The sequence below is a fragment of the Aliidongia dinghuensis genome, assembly GCF_014643535.1.
Classification (GTDB): Bacteria; Pseudomonadota; Alphaproteobacteria; order ATCC43930; family CGMCC-115725; genus Aliidongia; species Aliidongia dinghuensis.
Window position 1 is genome coordinate 46304 of record NZ_BMJQ01000006.1, and the last position, 17879, is coordinate 64182.

Sequence of the window (17879 nt, forward strand, 5' to 3'; positions counted from 1 at the left end):
ATTGCCGTGATCTGTGATCACAGATATAAGCAGGACGAGAGACGGCTTGTCTAGGGCGACTTATCCGGGATGGATGGGGAAGACGAATGGCATCGGCGATCGATACGATTGGACGCTTGGAGCGCGTGACGCTCGGCGACCGCGTGCATCGCCAGCTGCGCGAGCTCCTGATGGCCGGCAAGCTGATGCCGGGCGAGAAACTGTCGCTGCGCTCGGTCGCGGCGAGCCTCGGCGTCTCCATGATGCCGGTGCGTGAGGCGGTGGCGCAGCTGGTTGCCGAGGATGCACTGACCGTGCTGCCGAACCGCGCGATCAGCGTGCCGGTCATGACGAAGCGCCGCTTCCGCGAATTGCGCGCGATCCGCGTCATGCTCGAGGGCTACGCCGCCGAACAGGCGGCCCAGCAGCGCGGCGAGGCCGACCTCGCTCAGATCCGCGAGGCCGACGCGCAGTTCCGTCGTGCGGTCAGCGGCGCCGCCCCCGACCCCGTCTCGGCACTGCGCTGGAACATGAACCTTCATTTCGCGGTCTATCGCGCCGCCCAGTCGCCGAGCCTGCTTACGATCATCGAAGGGCTGTGGCTCAAGGTCGGGCCGGTCATCAACCTCGACCTGCGCGCATCCGCCGAGCGGCTCAGCGCCGGGGCCTCGGAACGGCTGCACGCCCGCCTCCTGGCGGCGATCGAGGCTGGCGACGGCGCCGGCGCGCGCGCGGCGCTGGTCGAGGACATCAATGGCTCGGCCGCCTTCATCGAGGCGACCGGCAATCTGCCCGACTGAGGACACATAAAGAGGGAGGAACCATGGATCTCGATCTCGCCGGCGCCCGCGTCATCGTCACGGCCGGCGCCGCCGGCATCGGGCGCGAAATCGCGCGCGCATTCCGGCGCGAGGGTGCGCGGGTCCATATCTCGGACATCGACCGCGCGGCGCTCGACGCGGCGGTGGCGGACGATCCCGGCCTCACGGCCTCGGTCTGCGACGTCGCCGACCGCGACGCGGTGCGGCGCCTGTTCAACGAGGCGACAGCGGCCTTGGGCGGGCTCGACTGCCTCGTCAACAATGCCGGCATCGCCGGGCCGACGGCACGGGTCGATCAGATCGAGCCGGAGGACTGGGACCGCACGCTCGCGGTCAACATCACCGGGCAGTTCAACTGCGCCCGGCTCGCCGTGCCGCTGCTGCTCGAGAGCCGCAACCCCAGCATCATCAACCTGTCGTCGGCCGCCGGCCGCCTGGGCTTCCGCCTGCGCACGCCCTATGCCGCATCGAAATGGGCCGTCGTGGGATTCACCAAGTCGTTGGCGATCGAGCTCGGCGAGGCCGGCATCCGCGTCAACGCGATCCTGCCCGGCATCGTCGAGGGCGACCGGCAGGACCGCGTGCTCGCCGCCAAAGCCCAGGCCCAGAACCGCTCGCTTGAGGAGATGCGCGTGCTGGCGCTGGCCCAAGCCTCGATCAAGGAGATGATCACGCCGCGCCAGCTGGCCGACACGGCCCTGTTCCTCGCCTCGCCTCTCGCCCGCACCACCTCGGGCCAGGCGATCAGCGTGTGCGGCGACCTGCAGGCGCTGTCCTAAGCGGGGGTCCTGAGCGGGGGGGGCCTGAGCGGGGGGCTGAGCAGCGCGCCGGGGCGATATCCACGGCGCCCTAATGGCGCGACCGGGTCGCGTTCAAGGTCCGACGCCTGCGACGATCGCGCCTCAGACCGGCGGATTCCTGTCGCCCGGCCGGCTTTGCCGGCAGAGGCCCGCGACCGATATCCAGCTTCGACTCCCTGACCCACCCCGACCCTGATGCCCCAGGTTCCAAGGGTCGAATTCCACGGGCCGAATTCCACGGGGGCCGAAAGGATTTGCGAAGCATGAACCAATCCGACACCCGATCGGCCCCCCGCACGGCCAATCGCACGGCCAATCGCACGGCGACGCCCCGCCGGCGCATCGCCACCCTCGCCCTGCTGTTCCTGCTCGGCGCCGCCCCGCTGGCCGGCTGCGCCGATATCCATCCGGCGACAGGGCTGCATACCCCACCGGGCCGCGCCCGCTGAGCCACGGTCTCTCGGTCGTGTTCGCCGGCATCGTTGGCGGGTATCGTTGGAGGGCATCGTTGGCGGGCAGAAAATGACTTCCGGTCATCAATCGACCGGCAAAGGCTGAATCGCGCTCTAGCGCCGATCGAGCTTTTCGGCCTCGGCGGGCGCCGCATAGACGATGGTCGTCTCGCTGCCGTCCGTCGACCAGAGCCGCAGCTGGGTATAGGTCGAGAGCGGCACCACGACCTCGATCTTCTGGCCGCCGCGCGCGCGCCAGCAGCCGACATGGGTCTTCGAGGCCGCCGCCTCGGGGCTAAGACACAGCACCATGCCGGCGGGCACGCGCAACTCCTCCGTCCCGGCCGCGCGCGCGACAGCTACTGATGCAGCGGGCACGACGCCAGCGAGCAGCACCAGCGCGAGGATCGGGCGGACCCCGCCCCGCCGCGTCGATGCCCGCTGCATCAGTAGCTGCCGCGTCACGTCCACCAAGTTCTGCTCCATCCGGCGCGAATGCGCTCGCTTCGACGGGATTGCAACACTGAAGGGCGGTATCGCGATCCCTACTCAAGGGACATGGGAAGCATCGCGCACCGGAGAAGCGGCACCAGACGCAGGGCTGCCCGGCCAACCCCCACCGAACGGACAAGGGCGCCGAACAGTCAAAGGCGCCCGGGAAGCCGCCAGGACGAAATGATGGATCACGAAATGGTGGATATTGGGGAAACAGCCCGTGCCCGTGCGTACCAGATCGTCAGGCAACGGGCGCCGCGGTCAGCTCGGGACGAGCGGGAGTAATGTGCTCGGAGGGAGACGGTCGGCCCGCCTTAGGCCGCGGGCTCAGCGCTTGCGGCGGAGCGGTGCCAGCGCCCGTTCGCCAATGCCGCGGGCAGCCGCGATCAGGACGACGCCCATGACCAGGACCATCAACCAGATAAGTCCGCCGATACCGCGCATGTTCAGCTCCTGCGCCACACCTTCGACCGACCGGAAGCATCGCGCCCGACCGGTTTACATCCCCTTTATGAAGGCACCTTGGCGCGGCCGGAAGCAAGCATTTCCGAACGATGTCACACCGGTCCCGTGGCGTGGGGTCCCATGGCGTGGGGTCCCGTGGCGTGGGGTCCCGTGGCGTGGGGCCCCATGGCACGGGGGTGCCGGGACGCGGGCTAACGCTCCGGCCGCTCGATGCCGGGGATGCCGCCGATCCGCCGGGCGAGAAAGTCGACCAGCAGCCGGACGCGGGCGATGCCCGCGCGCTCCGGCACGATCAGCATGCTGAGCCGGACGGGTGGCGGCGAATAGTCCGGCAGGATCACCTCGAGCCGGCCGGCGGCCAGCAGATCGTCGACAAGCCAGAGATGGGTGGGGCCGATGCCGCGCCCGGCGGCAAGGGCCTCGCGCGCGGCCAGCCCATGATCGATCCGGAGGCGTCCGCCGATCGGCACCGCATGCCGGTCGCCGCTCGAGCCTTCCAGGATAAGCGTGTCGCTGCCCGCCACGTTCGACATCCGCACGCCTTCATGACCGGCCAGGTCCTGTGGGACGGCCGGTCTGCCGCGAGCCGCCAGATAATCGGGTGCCGCCACGAGCAGGCGCCGCGACTGACCGAGCGCCTTGAGCTTCATGGAGCTGTCGGTGAGCGGGCCCAGGCGCAGCGCGATATCGACACCCTCGCGCACGAGGTCGACGCGCTCGTCGGTGAGGCTGAGATCGACACCGATGTCGGGATAGCGATCCTGAAAGGCGAAGATCAGCCGGCTTATGTGCAAAACCCCGAACGCGGCCGTGCAGGATATCCGGATCGTGCCGGCAGGCGCGCCACGCGTGCCGCGCGCCTCGTCGCCGGCCTGTTCGACGAGACGCAGGATCTGGACGCTGTTGGCATAATAGCGACTGCCCTCGTCGGTCAGCGTCACGCGCCGGGTCGTCCTGCTGAGCAAGGGCACGCCGACCGCTTCCTCGAGCTCCCGCAGATGGCGTGTGACCGTCGACTGCCCGACGCCGAGCTCGCGCGCGACTGCCGACAGGCTGCCGCGCTCGGCGACGCGAACGAAGCTGCGCATGCGCTCGAGCGTAACGTCCGATTTATCCATTTTTCGGCATAATCATATCCATTGCAGATATGTAGCGGATCATCGCCGCATTGGCTACCTGAAGGGGCCTGCTCTCCCCAACCCAGGATCGCCCTGCCGATGAAAGTCCTGCTTGTCTTCGCTCATCCCGAACCCCGTTCGCTCACCGGGGCGCTCCGCGACGTCGCCGTCCGGGAACTCGAGGCCCAGGGCCACGGGGTCAGGGTGTCGGACCTCTATGCCGACGGCTGGAAATCCACGGTCGACCGGGCCGATTTCCCCTCGCTGGCGCCCGACGCCCGGCTGAAGGTGCCGGCGGCCTCGCGTGCGGATTTCGAGACCGGCACGCTCACCGACGACGTCAGGGTCGAGCACGAGAAGCTCCTGTGGGCCGATGCCCTGATCCTGCAGTTTCCGCTCTGGTGGTTCACCATGCCGGCGATCCTCAAGGGCTGGGTCGACCGGGTGTTCGCCTACGGCTTCGCCTATGGCGTCGGCGAGCACAGCGACCGGCGATGGGGCGACCGCTACGGCGAGGGCACGTTCGCCGGCAAGCGCGCGATGCTGATCGTGACCGCCGGCGGCTGGCAGCCGCATTACGCCGCCCGCGGGGTCAACGGGCCGATCGACGACCTGCTGTTCCCGATCAATCACGGCATCCTCTATTATCCGGGCTACGACGTCCTGCCGCCGTTCGTCGTCTACAGCGCCGACCGGCTGGACGAGGCCGGCTTCGAACCGGTGGCCGAGCGCCTGCGCGAGCGGATGCGGACGCTCGCGACCACTCTGCCCATCCCCTACCGCCGGCAGAACGGCGGCGACTATCTGATCCCGAGCGGCGAGCTCCGCCCCGGCCTGGAAGGTGCCGATGCCAGCGGCTTCGCGCTGCATCTCGACGGCGCGGTAAAAATCCGAAATCCGTTGTAACGACATGGTAGTAATTGCCGTGGTGTGATGGTACCGCTCGCAAGCGGAGGTAACCATCCGATGCCATCCTCAACCCAGCCTGGTTCCCATAGGACGGCCGCTCAGGCAGCGCTTCTCCTGTCGCTCATGGCCGCCTGCCTCGCAGGATGCGGCGGTGGCGGCGGTGGTGGAGGCGCTTCCGTCGCCACCTCGACGCCCGCGAGCCCCCCGCCGCCGCCGCCATCGCCACCGCCGTCACCGCCGGTCTCGAGCTGGACCCCGCCGGGGGTGACGCCGACCGCCGAGGACCTGGCAACCACGCAACTGCAGCTGAACAACGGCCTCTACGCGTTCCAGCGCGGCTATTTCGGCGCCAACGAGGAGGTCGCCGTCTATGGCACCGGCGTCGACCTGCATCCGGAGCTGGCGGGGCGCGTCGATCTCGGCTTCGACGCGCTCGCCGGCACGACCGGCAGCACGCTCGACCTCGATGCGAACGGGCACGATACCGCGGTGGCCGGCGTCATTGCGGCGGCGCGCGGCAACGGCGGCGTCGAGGGTGTCGCCCCGCTGTCCAGGATCACGCCGGTGCGCATCGTCGATTCGACCGACACCTACAACACGAGCGACGCCCAGTTGGCGGCGGCGATCGACTGGGTGAGGACGCAGGGCATCAAGATCTCGAACAATTCCTGGAACGCCCCCGGCACCTCCGCCCAGGATGTTGGCGCCACGACGTTCAGCGCCAACGCGCCGAAGACGCTCGCCGCCTACCGCCGGGCCATCGGCGCCGGCGGCGTCGAGATCTGGGCCGCGGGCAACGAGAGCAAGGACCAGGTCGACCTGTTCGCCGGCCTGCCGCTGCTCTATCCGGAATTACAGAGGGGCTGGGTCGCCGTGGGCTCGGTCGATACCAGCGGCGTGCTGTCGAGCTTCTCGAACAAATGCGGTGCCGCCGCTGCCTGGTGCCTGGTGGCGCCGGGCGAGAATGTCGGGCTCATCTACAAGACCTCGGGCTATGCCACCGGTTCGGGCACGTCCTTCACGACGCCGCAGGTCGCCGGCGCCGAGGCGCTGCTGCTGGCCGCCTTCCCCAACCTGACGCCGCAGACGGCGCTGCAGATCATCCTCCAGACGGCAAACAAGACCGGCATCTATGCCGACACGGCGACCTACGGCCAAGGCCTGCTCGACATCGAGCGCGCGACCCGGCCGGTCGGTGCCATGACTGTCGCGACCCAGGGCAACGTGACCTACCAGGCGACCGGCACCAGCGTCTCGCTCGGCAGCGTCTTCGGCATGGGTCTCGCCCACAGCACGGCCCAGGTGCCGGTGGTTGCGCAGGATGCCTTCCAGCGCGGCTATGCCACCTCGCTCGGCAGCCACGTGACCGCTGGCGTCACCAACTTCGACGGCGTGAGCCGGCTCGGCGCCTTCGGCCGCCCGGACGAGGTGACCTGGACCGACGGGTCCCTGCGCTTGAGCCTGATCCAGTCGGCCGATCCGCGCCTCACGGCGCCCGGCGATGCCGGCGGCGCCAAGTTCACCGGCACCACCACCATCGCCGGCGTCGAGACACGGGTCGGCTTCGGCATCGATCCAGGCCGGCTGCTCGAGTCCGGCCGCACGCCGGTCTCGTCCGCCCTTGCCGGCGGAATGCTGGCCCAGGGAGCGGTCTCGAACCCCTATCTGGCGCTCATCGACGGCGCCTGGAGCGGCGGCGTTGCAACGCCGTTTGCCGGCGGCACCGCCGTCTTCGCCGTCGCGAACGGCCGGCCGCTGCAGCGCCAGGGCTTCGACCCGCAAGCCTCCGACAACGGCTCGACCGCCGCTGTCGTCGAGCTTGCCTATCGCGTCGGCAGCAGTGCCACGCTGCGCGGCGAAGCCGGCGTGCTCGAGGAGCAGGCCTCGATCCTGGGTGCGACCGGTACCGGGGCGGCGCGGGTCGGCAATAGCCGCACCGAATTCGCCGGCCTGACCGGCGAGGTCGTGCTGACGCCGCATCTGGCCGCAGCCGGCGGCCTGCACGCCGGCCTGACCGATACGGCCGGCCGCACGGGCTCGCTCATCCAGGGGACGACGGCCGTCACCTCCTTCGCAGCCGGCCTCGGCCTGGTCGAGACCGGCGCGCTCACGCCGCACGGCAAGTGGGTACTGGGTGCCAGCATGCCGCTGCGCGCGGCATCCGGCGAAGCCCAGCTGGTGCTGCCTACGGCTGTCGATACCAGCGGTGCCGCCGTGTTCAGCCGCGTGCGCGCCGGCCTCAAGGCCGACGGCCGCGAGGTCGACCTGCAGAGCGCCTGGAGCGCGCCGCTGACGGCTCAGACCGCCTTGACCGGCGGCCTGCTGTGGCGCCAGGACCCGAACAACATCCGCACGGCAGCGGCCGAAACAGTCGCGGCCGTGCGCGTGGACGTCCAGTTCTGAGCACGGGCGGTCGCCCGCGTGCAAGAGGCAGTCGGCTGACAAAGATTCGCGGTAGGGTACCGTCGGCAGTAACGATCCGACGGCCCCCTCCCCCGTGACTCGCGTTCCCGCGACCTTCAACCTTCTGTCCGCGACCTTGAGCCGCTTGAAGCTCCGGCAATTGGCGCTGGTGCTGGCGCTGATCGAGACCAAGACGATGCATCGCGCGGCCGAGAGCCTCAACCTGTCGCAGCCGGCCGCGACCAAGCTGCTGCAGGAGATCGAGCGCACCCTCGGCGTCAGCCTGTTCGAGCGCCAGCCGCGCGGCATGGTGCCGACGGTCTATGGGCTCGCCGCGGGGCGGCATGCGCGCCTTTTGCTGCGCGACCTCAACCGGCTGCAGCAGGAGATGGAGGGGCTGAAGCGCGGCATCGAGGGCACGGTCCAGTTGGGCGCCGTGATGGCGGCGGTGCCGCAGCTCGTGGCGGGTGCGCTGGCCCGCCTCGGCCAGGCGCATCCGACCTTGCGCGTCTCGCTCCTGACCGACACGAGCGACGGCCTCCTGGCCGAGCTTCATGCCGGGCGGCTCGACGTCGTGGTCGGGCGCCCGATCAGCAAGCGCGATCGCGAGAGCCTGACGTGGGAGCCGCTCGTCGACGAGGAAATCCGCATCGTCGTCGGCACCGGCAATCCGCTCCTGGGCCTGGACGGGCTGACGCTCGCCGACCTTGCACGCGAAACCTGGGTGCTGCAGCCGGCCTCGACGCCGATGCGCCAAGCGGTCGAAGCGGCCTTCGCCCAGAGCGGGCTCGACCTGCCGCACCATTCGGTCGAGACCGTCTCGATGCTGGCGACCGCAAGCCTTCTCGCCCGGACCAGCATGATCGGCGCCGTGCCGGACAGCATCGCCAGCTATTTCATCGCGCTCGACACGCTCGCCGAGCTGCCGGTCGCACTGCCGGCCGGCATCGAGCCCTGCGGCCTCATCACGCTCGCCGACCGGCCGATCGATCCGGCACTCGAATGCGTGATGGCGGCGCTCCGGGAAACAGCGCAGGGGGAGGTGGTGCTGGTGGATAAATTCTGACGCTTGGTACCCGGCGTCAAAAGCCCGGTTCCGAGCCATGTCGGTCGTTTGCGGCAGATTTGCGGGTTCTAGAATGCAAACGTAGAATGTCGCTGCGGCGGGGGGACGGACACCTCGCAAGAGGCACCAGAGGGTAATGCTGACCGCGCCCAGGGTCTTGGGCACCGGCTGCGTAATAGTCAGGCGCAGCCCTTAGCCTCGCCGCACCGAAGCCACCTCCGCTGACGACCCATGCAGGTCAGTCCGGAGCCGGCCAGCACGTCCGGAAGGCAGTCATAGCATGGGCTGGTCGGTAGGCGGTTCAGCGCCCATCTGAGATGTTGCTCAAGCAACTGATACTTCCCAATACCGGACACGATTCAGCTATTTTACAGAGATTGATGCCCGGCAAACACTGTTCGGTTCAAAGCCCTAATTCGTCCAAGGTAAACATCGTTGGTGCAGTAACAGGCTGCCCGGTGAGGGTTTCAATTAAGTCTCCTCGACGAAATGTTGCTGAAAGCCGTTGAAGGGTTCGGTCTTGCTGAGCAAATATCTTGTTCAGTTCTTGCTCAATTCTATTAGATGCGTCCTGGAAGAGTTGGTCAGACGACTGCTCTATGATCTTTTCTGCTTGGGCGAAATTTCTATGATTCAAATTTCGTAACTGGATCCCCATAGTTTTGAGCAAACTTTCGCCAATCATCATCGCAATAAAACGAGTGGCATAGGGAAGAAAATCAGGGGCGTCAGCAGGAGGGCGTCTACGACGATTTTCGGTATAGCGCCATATTAAGGAGGCGGCGACGACCTGAGCGCCATTCAAATCTTCCGAAAATATAACGTCATATAATTTTCCAAAGTGCTCGCTCACGTTGAATCGAGCTTGATGGGGGCGTCGCCGCCAAACTGCGAGCACGGCCTCAGCGACCGCCGCGCTAGTCAGTTCACGAGTACTAACTGGCAGGTCGCTTCGTTGACTTCGATACTGGTATCCCATCTCTGAGAGGGCTTGGGCGAGTTCTCTCTGTTTGCGATCATTTGAGCGCAGATCACGAAGATCGACAGGATTTTGGCTATTGGTAGCATAAGTAATGCTTTGTACGAAATTCGAATCGTCCTGCGGCAATTCATATATTCTTACGAGAACCTGCGCGTCTGCCACTGATGGGCCAAGTTCACGCGCAACTTGTTGAACAGTCTTCGATGTCTGGCCGCCATTTACGATTTGAAGCCCTTCAAGCTGAACGGCGGTGTTTTCGGCAAGCAAAGCGTTGTGTCGGAATTGAGAACAGATTATGGTTATTCCGTTATTGTAAAAATAAAAATTCTGACGCTGCTCTTCTGATCTAAGCGTCCCTGCTACGGCCTCATTTACGCGATTGCCTGTTAGCCCTAGGTAACGTCGGATGTTTCTTTCCAGAAGACGATCCCCGTGCCGATCGAGCAGCGAGGACAACTGCCCTACCGCCATTCTCCCTACAAGAACACGCCTGAATGCGAAATTCTCAACGGTAAATTTCCCAGTGAGTTGCAATGTCTCAGAAACCGGCTGTGTCGATCGCAGCATGGACACCAAATCATCTGGCCCAATGTGCTGCCATGTCACTTGGCTACCAAATTTAGCGGCATCAATATGTTGCTGCGCAGCTTCGGTCCAGCTTAGCCCATTATTACAAAGGATGACGTGAACGGTGGGTAGTGCTCCATCGGCCACGAAAGAACGTATCTCTTCCAGCTTTTGGCGCAGTCTGGAGTTAACAGTGATTTCTCGGCCGGGGTCAAATAGTGCGCCCACCGCCAGAACCATATTCTTGACGTCATTTTCTGGAAAATTAGAATCGGCATTTAGGCTTTTTTTGTATTTTCCCTGGATAAGAGTAATATTAAATTCGTTATCTTGAACAGGGCTAAAATATATGGCGTCGACACCAAAATCATTGCCGCCATCAACTAGGCAATCAATCACTTCATCATCTGTAAGTGCCAGGACCGTCTTTGTTACAAGAAGCACGAAGGCAGCCGAATTTAAGGAACCATCTTCGTCCTTAATGCCTGCTTCTTGTATGAGCGCTTCTTTGGTATCAGCTACAATTCGCTGTACCCTTTGATCCAAGATCTGTGCGCTAATGCTAGTCATTTGTGCTCTCGGTTCGAACTAGATCGCGTTGTCAACGGGATACCTTATAATGGGCAAGCGTTAGCATTTTCGTTCAGAAGGCTACAGAAAGCAACGAACCGCTCGGCATCCCGGATGACGTCTCCACGCCACATATTTTCTAATCCATTTCCGCGTTCCTTGGTCCCCCAACTGGAGGTGGCGGAGGAGGTCGGCACGTTCCGATGGTTTGCATTTTAGAGGTCAGAGCCAAAGTCGATGGTCGTCTTTTCCCATATCGCGCTCCAAACCTGACGGACTGGATTCGGCCCGTTCGAGCCACCAGACGAACGCCCGGTTTTTGGTCTCGCCGTCGCAGAGCGGACCGTCGCAAATCCACCCCGAGCCGACCTTAAGCACCGGTGCCAATCGTTAGATTTTACCCACCAGAAGTCTCAACCGCCCTCAGCGCTTCGGCCGGCGCGCCTGGTCGAGATAGACGATCGCGACGATGAGCGCGCCGGTGATGATGCGCTGCCAGAACGGGTTGACGTTCAACAGGTTGGCGCCGTTGTTGATGGTCGTGAGCAGCATGGCGCCCAAGAGCGGCCCGGGCACGCTGCCGACGGCGCCGAACAGGCTGGCGCCGCCGATCACCGAGGACGCGATCGCCTGCAGTTCCCAGCCGTCGCCGGTCGTGGCGACGCCGATGCCGATGCGCGCGGTCGTGAGCACGCCGGCGAGCGCCGACAGGGTCGCCGACAGGATATAGGCCAGATAGAGCACGCGCCCGACCCGGACGCCGCTCAAGCGCGCCGCCTCGCGGTTCGAGCCCACGGCATAGAGATAGCGGCCCCAGCGCGAATGATGCAGCAGCACATGGCACGGCACGGCGACGGCGATGACCGCCAGGAACAGGTTGGGCACGCCCGCGACCTCGCCGCGGGCGAAGCTGCTGAAGCCCGTCGGCAGGCCGGCGATGGTCTGGCCGTTGGTCATGAGCAGGCCGATGCCGCGCAATGCCGTCAGCGAGGCGAGCGTCATGATGAAGGGCGGCAGGCCCATGCGCACGATGCCGAAGGCATGGCACCAGCCGATCGCGGCGCCGAGGGCCAGCGTCGCCATCACCGCCGCCGGCACGGGCACGCCCGCCTTCATCAGGAGGGCGACCAGCGTGCCGGCGATGCCGACCACGGCGCCGGCCGAGAGATCGATGCCCGCGGTGATGACGACGAAGGTCTGGCCGACCGCCATGATCGCCCAGATCGACGCCTGCCTGAGCAGGTTCTGGAAATTGCCGATCGTGGCAAAACTGTCGGTGCCGAGGGCAAGGCCGAGCCACAGCAGCGCCAAGAGCCCGAGCAGCGTCAGGTTGCGCAGGAATCCCAGGCGCAGGCGCGGGCGTGCTGCGCCCGGCACGTCGGTGGCATTGCTTGTGAGAGGCTCAGGCACCGATCGCCTCCGTCAGGATCGTTTCCATGTCGACTTCCTTCCAGCCATGGGACGCGACATGCCGGCCGCGACGGAACACCAGCAGCCGATCGCTCAGGTCATAGACCTCCGGCAGGTACGAGGAGATCAGGATGATGCCGGCGCCGGCCTCGAGCAGGTCGGCGAACACCCGGTAGAGCTCGCTCTTGGTGCCGACATCGACGCCGACCGTCGGCTCGTCGAAGATGAAGAGCTGGGCGCCGCGCTCGAGCCATTTGCCGACGACGATCTTCTGCTGGTTGCCGCCGGACAGCGTCAGCGCCGGCGCACCGCGGCCGGCCGCTACGATCTTGAGCCGCGCCATCAGGCGCTCTGCCAGGCCGCGCTCGGCGCGACGGTCGACGAGGCCTGAGCGGCCAAGCTCCTCGTAGCTCGGCAGCGCCAGATTGAAGCCGACGGGCAGGTTGAGGCACAGGCCTTGGTCGCGCCGGCTCTCCGGTACCAACGCCATGCCGAGCTGGATCGCATCGGCCTCGCGCCGGATCGCGACGGCCTCTCCGCGCCACCGGACCATACCGCCGGTCGGCCGGTGCCGGCCGAAGACTGCTGTCACGAATTCGCTGCGCCCGGCGCCGATGAGGCCATAGAGCCCGACGATCTCGCCGCGCCGCACCTCGACCGACACATCCGCGAACCCCGGCCCCGTGAGCGCCTGCGTCTCGAGCAGCAGCTCGCCGGCCGCGACCGGGCGCTTGTAGTGCACGTCGTCGAGCGGGCGGGCGACCATGTCGCGGATGAGCTCGCGCTCGTTGGTGTCGGCCGTGCGGCGGGTCGAGATCAGCCGGCCGTCGCGCAGGATCGACACCCGGTCGGCGAGCTCGAAGATTTCTTCCAGCCGGTGGCTGATATAGACGACGGTGACGCCGTCGGCATGGAGCCTGCGGATGAGGCGGAACAGCTGCTCCGTCTCCTGCCGGGTGAGGTAGCCGGTCGGCTCGTCGAAGATGAGGAAGCGCGTGCCGCGATGGGCGGCGCGCGCCGTGGCCACGAGCTGCTGCTGGCCGATCGTGAGGCGCCCCAGGATGGCGTCGGCCCGGATAGCGAAGCCCAGGCCATCCAGCACCGCCTGCGCCTCCGCCGCCATGGCGCGCTTGGCGAGCAACCCGCCCCGCGTCCACTCGGCGCCGAGGAAGAGATTGGCCGCCACGTTCAGGTGCGGGCAGGCGACCACCTCCTGATGCACCGCATCGATGCCGAGCGCCAGCGCATCGCCGGGCGTGCGGAAGCGGACGGGGGCGCCGCGCCAGCGCAGGCTGCCGGCGGTCGGCTCATGCGCGCCGGTCAGGATCTTGATCAGGGTCGACTTGCCGGCGCCGTTCTCGCCCGCAATGGCATGGATCTCGCCCTCGTCGAAGGCGAGATCCATGCCCTTCAGCGCATGGGTGCCGGGGAACCGCTTCTCGATGCCCGAGAGCTCGAGGATTGGTCCATCCTTTGGGGGCACGACCGCCGTCAGTCGAGCTTCGGGTTGAGCAGCGCCTGGGAACGCGGCGTGTCGATGTTCTGCTGGTCGATCAGCACGACGCCGGTGTCGATCGACTTCTCGACTTTTTGGCCCTTGGCGAGGGCCGCCGCCGTCTTCACGCCCTCGTAGCCCATGCGGTAGGGGTCCTGCACAACGAGGCCGCTGATGACGCCGTCGCGCACCAGCTTCACCAGCTTGTCGTCGCTGTCGAAGCCCACCATGACGATCTTCGCGTCTTTGTTCTCCGCGAGCGCCTCGCCGGCGCCCTGGGCCATCGGCAGGTTGCTTGCGAACACGCCCTTCAGGTTCGGGTTGGCGGTGATGAGGTCGGTCATGATGTTGAGGCCGCTCGTCGCCTGGCCGTCGCCGACCCGTTCGGCAACCAGCTTCAGGCCCGGCCATTTCGCCTTGAGCTCGTCCTTGAAGCCTTGCGAGCGCTGATCGAGCGAGCCGACGCCGGGCAGCGCCACGAGCAAGGCCACATCGCCCTTGGCCTCGCCGAACTTCGCCTTCATCGTCTCGCCGAGCGCGTCGGCGGCAACGCGACCGCCCTTGACGTTGTCGGTCGAGAGGAAGGCCGAGAAGGCGTCAGTCTCGGCCCGGCTGTCGATGCCGACGATCTTGACTTGCTTCGCCGCCTCGGTGATCGGTCCGGCAAGGGCGGCCGCCTGGGTCGGCGCGATGACGACGGCGGCGGGCTTGCCGGCGACCGCGTTCTCGAGCGCCGAGATCTGCCCCGCGATGTCGCTTTCGGCCTGGGCGCCCAGCGCCGGCACGTCGATCTTGAGCTCCTTGCCGGCCGCATGCGCGCCGGCAAGCACGATCTGCCAATATTGCGAAGTGGTGTCCTTGACGATGACCGGAATGGTCTCGGCGCCGGCTGCGAGCGGCAACAGGCACCCGAGCAGCCCGATCAGGGCCGCCTTCTCGAAAGCGAGCTTCATCGTTCCTCCCTTGCGCGCGTCGTACGGGTTTTGCTCCCGCTTTCTCGCGCGGATGCCCCCTCGCGGGAGCCGTCTAGAACATCCACCCAGCCTGCAGCCCGGACAGCCGTCGGCCGGCGGAGATGAAAGGAGCTGCTATTGGTATGAGTTTATCCGGAGTTGTGCCAAGCGACAATCCCACCTCGGCAGTACCGGTTGTCCCTACCCGATCACCCATGAGGCGCCTGAATCGGTCCCAGGGTCTGGCCTCGATCTGCCTGACGGCGAGCGGCCGCTTCGCGCCCGAGGCGCAACGGTGCCGATCGGGCTTAGGATCGGCCGGCACTGGAATTGGCGTCCCGAATCGCCAGAAATCCTTCCAAATTCCTCGATCCTTCCAAATTCCTCTCGGGGACATTTGAGATCTGCGCAACGGACTTGCCGTTCTTGGCGCGTTGGGATCTAGTCGCAATATGCTAGATTGTCGTTATCATTCAAGTTCGCGTCATCAAGGCGAGCCCGTTGCGAACCGCCGTTCGTCGAGTGCCACGTCGTCCGCCGGCAGGGCATCATCGAGCTTGTCCGAGAGGGCGGTATCGATGGCGGAGAGAGCGTCCAGTCCATCAGCGCTCTCAGAGCAAGAGCCCGACGCCGGAACAGCCTCTAGATCCACAGGCTCGTGTTCGGCTACCTGCCCGTGACAGACATCGTTCTGCCCCAGACCAGCGACGACGAACTGGCGAAAATCAGGTTCGCCCATTTGCGAGACCTTTCCGAGCTGGAAAGCGGCGTCTATTGGCCCCGGCTTCAGCCGTATTTCATCAAGCCTTATTTCAGACGCCTGACCTACCGGCTGATGGGCCGAGGCCTCCCGGTCGGCAAGAAGCACGAACAGGTTCTTTCGACGCGCGGCGCCAGCGGCCTCGGCGACCTCGACGTCGCCTATATCAAGGACCGCTTTTCGACAGTGATGTCGATTGGCGAGTCCGGTCTGCCTGACTACTGCCTGACGTCCGTGACCCAAGGGGGCCTCGCCTATCGCGGACCCGGCGCCAAGTTGGCCGGCGGCTCCGACAAGACGGTCGGACTCATCTACCGCGGGCTGCCCGATACGCATCTGTCCGCCACGGACGACCATGAGCGGCTGGCGATCTGGATACCGGCGCGCAGCATGGAGCAGCGGCTGACTGCGCTGTTGAGCGAACCTGGGAAGCAGGATGTAGCCTTCGATCATTTCGTCGATTGGGGTACCGCCCCGGGTCAGGGCATCAGGCGCCTGCTCTGGCTGCTGACCGAAGAGCTCGCATCGCCACACTCCTTCGCGTCGAGCGACATCGCCTGCCGGTCGTTCACGGACCTTTTGGTCTACGCGCTGCTCCGATCCCAGCCGAACAACTACTCGGCGCAGTTGGGCCGGCCTGCGGGTTCCGTTGTTCCCCGAGTCATTCGCCGCGCCGAAGAATTCATCCGCTCGCGCGCTGCACAACCGATCGCATTGCACGAAATCGCGGACGCGGCTGGCTGCAGCGTGCGCAGCTTGCAACTTGGCTTCCGACAGTTTCGCAACACCACGCCCACGGCGGCGATACGTCAGGCTCGCCTCGAGGCGGTGCGGGACATCCTCGCCTTTGGCGAAGATGCGGGCTCGGTCACCGAAGTCGCCCACCAATACGGCTTTACCAATCCGGGGCGGTTCTCGGGCCTGTACAAGGCAACCTTCGGCATATCACCGGCTGATGACTTGCGGCGCAATCCATTCCGTCGCCAAAGGCCACGTTGAAACGACCGCGAAGGTCGCGGCCCTGAAGAATGCGCCTGATGACGGTTCGGGCGGTTTTGCGTTTGGGTCGGCGGAGCGGAGCGCGACGCCAAATACGCTCCCTGCAGATGTCATTGGGCCAAGCCCGAAACCGCTCCGGATCAATTGGTTAACGATCGATCGTCGTAGATAAATATTTGCGCGATCTGTCCGGCCATTTCGCAATCCGGATAGATCACGCGGGCCAACGTCCAGCAAACTACTGCCAGCTTGGGTCAACTGACGGTGGCAGATCGATGCATTCGTGAAGCTGCTGCCGATCATTTCAGTGATGCGCGCTATTCGCCGAAGTTCCTTATTCGAAGGCAGTGAATTATGGCACGAATATTGATGAATTTTTCTAGGAACTGGAAGGCCGCGGCCGTCGCCCTTCTGACCGCGTTTTGCCTGTCCACAGGCATCGCCAGCGCCGATCCGATCAGCTTTCCGGCCCCTGGCGCTCCCGCAGCCGGATCCACCTCTGACGGCTGCAGCGGATGCCTGTTCGATTACGAGAGTACCCCAGCTGCCGCGACCGGCCAGGCGATCGTCTCGTGGAGCTTCTATGCGCTCAACACCAACCCGGTCACTCCCGTGATCTTCAACTCGACCGGGGTCGTCGTCGGGGTCGGCACCACGATCACTCCGACCGGAACGGGCTTGCAGACCAACCTGTTCGGCCGCACCCAGGGCACCAGCGTCATCGCACCGGGTGATACCGTCGGCTTCTTCTATCCCCAACGGGGTAGTATCGCCGTCACCCTGGGCAGCGGACCCCAGGTCATCGGAGAAACCGGCTTCGGCGGCCTGCAAGCCGGCACGACCAAGATCGACACGAGTTCCACCATCGGCGATCGCACTTACTACGTCAGCTTTACATCGAACCAGGTACCGCTGACGCCGGCCTCAGCCCCGTCTGCGGGCGCCATATCGGACCTTTGCAAGTATTGCTTGTTCGAATACACCCCAGTGACGTCGAAATATAATGGCGATTCGCTGCTATCCTGGGATTTCTACGCCCTCAATACGAATGCTGCCACGCCGACAATCTTCAACTCCAACGGCCAAGTCATCGGGTACGGTCAAGCGGATACGCCGACGTCGACCGGCTATCAGAGCTTCAATTACGTTCCGGTGTGGGGCACCGACGCGCTCACGACCGGCGATTATCTGGGGTGGTATCTTCCCGGAAGCGGCGGTCCCATCGCCTTCAACCTCACGGGCGGTCAGGGTGCCACGGAAGCTGCGTTCCCCGTGCCCGCTCTGGGGCCCAATGACGTAACGACCAGCCCGGTTACGTATCGCAACTATGCCGTCGGCTTCGTGGCCTCGGGAACAACCTCGGTTCCCGAGCCGAATTGCGCCCCTATTCTGGCTCTTTTCGCTGGTGGCCTGATATTCTTTCGACGTCGGCTCCGGCCCGATACACCGCGGGGGTATTGACAACAGGGCACGAGACGCGACGAGCGGCGGATCATCGATGCCCGCTTTGCCGCGTCTCGCGCTGAAAGCCGCCATTCCGCGGTCGGCCCACAGGCCACCTTACGAATCCGGCCGAGCCGTTGCTGTCTAATCAGCACCAGAAAGCGATGATGGCGGCGAGGGCGAAGCCATTGG

General features: G+C 65.4%; 14 protein-coding genes. 8 read left to right on the top strand and 6 right to left on the bottom strand.

The features are described 5' to 3' along the window. The first annotated feature begins 86 nt into the window (after nucleotides 1-86). From IEY58_RS12595 to IEY58_RS12605, 3 genes are all read left to right on the top strand, one after another. Entirely contained in the window at nucleotides 87-779 is a 693-nt protein-coding gene (locus tag IEY58_RS12595; RefSeq protein ID WP_189046202.1) for a GntR family transcriptional regulator, read from the top strand. Nucleotides 780-802: 23 nt separating this feature from the next. Continuing rightward, nucleotides 803-1579, top strand: a complete 777-nt coding sequence (locus tag IEY58_RS12600) for an SDR family oxidoreductase (protein ID WP_189046204.1) — start codon at nucleotides 803-805, stop codon at nucleotides 1577-1579. A 284-nt stretch (nucleotides 1580-1863) separates the two neighbouring features. Beyond that, the gene (locus tag IEY58_RS12605; RefSeq protein ID WP_189046206.1) at nucleotides 1864-2049 is read left to right on the top strand and encodes a hypothetical protein; all 186 of its coding nucleotides are present in this window, start codon (nucleotides 1864-1866) and stop codon (nucleotides 2047-2049) included. Between the two features lie 117 nt (nucleotides 2050-2166). On the opposite strand, the gene IEY58_RS12610 is transcribed toward IEY58_RS12605, so the two are convergent. Then, on the bottom strand, nucleotides 2167-2526 hold the full coding sequence (locus IEY58_RS12610) for a hypothetical protein (RefSeq protein ID WP_189046208.1): 360 nt from the start codon (nucleotides 2524-2526) through the stop codon (nucleotides 2167-2169). Nucleotides 2527-3203: 677 nt separating this feature from the next. Beyond that, entirely contained in the window at nucleotides 3204-4130 is a 927-nt protein-coding gene (locus tag IEY58_RS12615; RefSeq protein ID WP_189046210.1) for a LysR family transcriptional regulator, read from the bottom strand. 99 nt (nucleotides 4131-4229) lie between these two features. Between IEY58_RS12615 and IEY58_RS12620 the strand changes: the two genes are divergently transcribed. The 3 genes from IEY58_RS12620 (at nucleotide 4230) to IEY58_RS12630 (ending at nucleotide 8508) form a co-directional block, all read left to right on the top strand. Next, nucleotides 4230-5036, top strand: coding sequence for an NAD(P)H-dependent oxidoreductase (locus tag IEY58_RS12620; protein WP_189046212.1), 807 nt, complete (start codon nucleotides 4230-4232; stop codon nucleotides 5034-5036). 267 nt (nucleotides 5037-5303) lie between these two features. Next, on the top strand, nucleotides 5304-7442 hold the full coding sequence (locus tag IEY58_RS12625) for a S8 family peptidase (protein WP_189046214.1): 2139 nt from the start codon (nucleotides 5304-5306) through the stop codon (nucleotides 7440-7442). Nucleotides 7443-7536: 94 nt separating this feature from the next. Continuing rightward, nucleotides 7537-8508 carry a LysR family transcriptional regulator gene (locus IEY58_RS12630; RefSeq protein WP_189046216.1) on the top strand — a complete coding sequence of 324 codons (972 nt, stop codon included), beginning with the start codon at nucleotides 7537-7539 and terminating at the stop codon, nucleotides 8506-8508. Nucleotides 8509-8911: 403 nt separating this feature from the next. On the opposite strand, the gene IEY58_RS12635 is transcribed toward IEY58_RS12630, so the two are convergent. The 4 genes from IEY58_RS12635 to IEY58_RS12650 form a co-directional block, all read right to left on the bottom strand. Then, nucleotides 8912-10627 (bottom strand): AIPR family protein, encoded by a 1716-nt coding sequence (locus IEY58_RS12635; RefSeq protein WP_189046218.1) that lies wholly within the window; start codon nucleotides 10625-10627, stop codon nucleotides 8912-8914. Between the two features lie 423 nt (nucleotides 10628-11050). Next, on the bottom strand, nucleotides 11051-12037 hold the full coding sequence (locus tag IEY58_RS12640; RefSeq protein ID WP_189046220.1) for an ABC transporter permease: 987 nt from the start codon (nucleotides 12035-12037) through the stop codon (nucleotides 11051-11053). Next, nucleotides 12030-13520 carry a sugar ABC transporter ATP-binding protein gene (locus IEY58_RS12645; RefSeq protein ID WP_229743683.1) on the bottom strand — a complete coding sequence of 497 codons (1491 nt, stop codon included), beginning with the start codon at nucleotides 13518-13520 and terminating at the stop codon, nucleotides 12030-12032. Before IEY58_RS12645 ends, IEY58_RS12640 begins: the two co-directional genes overlap by 8 nt. 8 nt (nucleotides 13521-13528) lie before the next feature. Next, the gene (locus IEY58_RS12650; RefSeq protein WP_189046222.1) at nucleotides 13529-14485 is read right to left on the bottom strand and encodes an ABC transporter substrate-binding protein; all 957 of its coding nucleotides are present in this window, start codon (nucleotides 14483-14485) and stop codon (nucleotides 13529-13531) included. A gap of 658 nt (nucleotides 14486-15143) precedes the next feature. On the opposite strand from IEY58_RS12650, the gene IEY58_RS12655 reads away from it, so the two are divergent. Both IEY58_RS12655 and IEY58_RS12660 read left to right on the top strand, forming a co-directional pair. Next, nucleotides 15144-16244, top strand: a complete 1101-nt coding sequence (locus IEY58_RS12655; protein WP_189046224.1) for an AraC family transcriptional regulator — start codon at nucleotides 15144-15146, stop codon at nucleotides 16242-16244. 369 nt (nucleotides 16245-16613) lie between these two features. Beyond that, complete coding sequence (locus IEY58_RS12660) at nucleotides 16614-17705, top strand: hypothetical protein (protein ID WP_189046226.1); 1092 nt, start codon at nucleotides 16614-16616, stop codon at nucleotides 17703-17705. Nucleotides 17706-17879 lie beyond the last annotated feature (174 nt).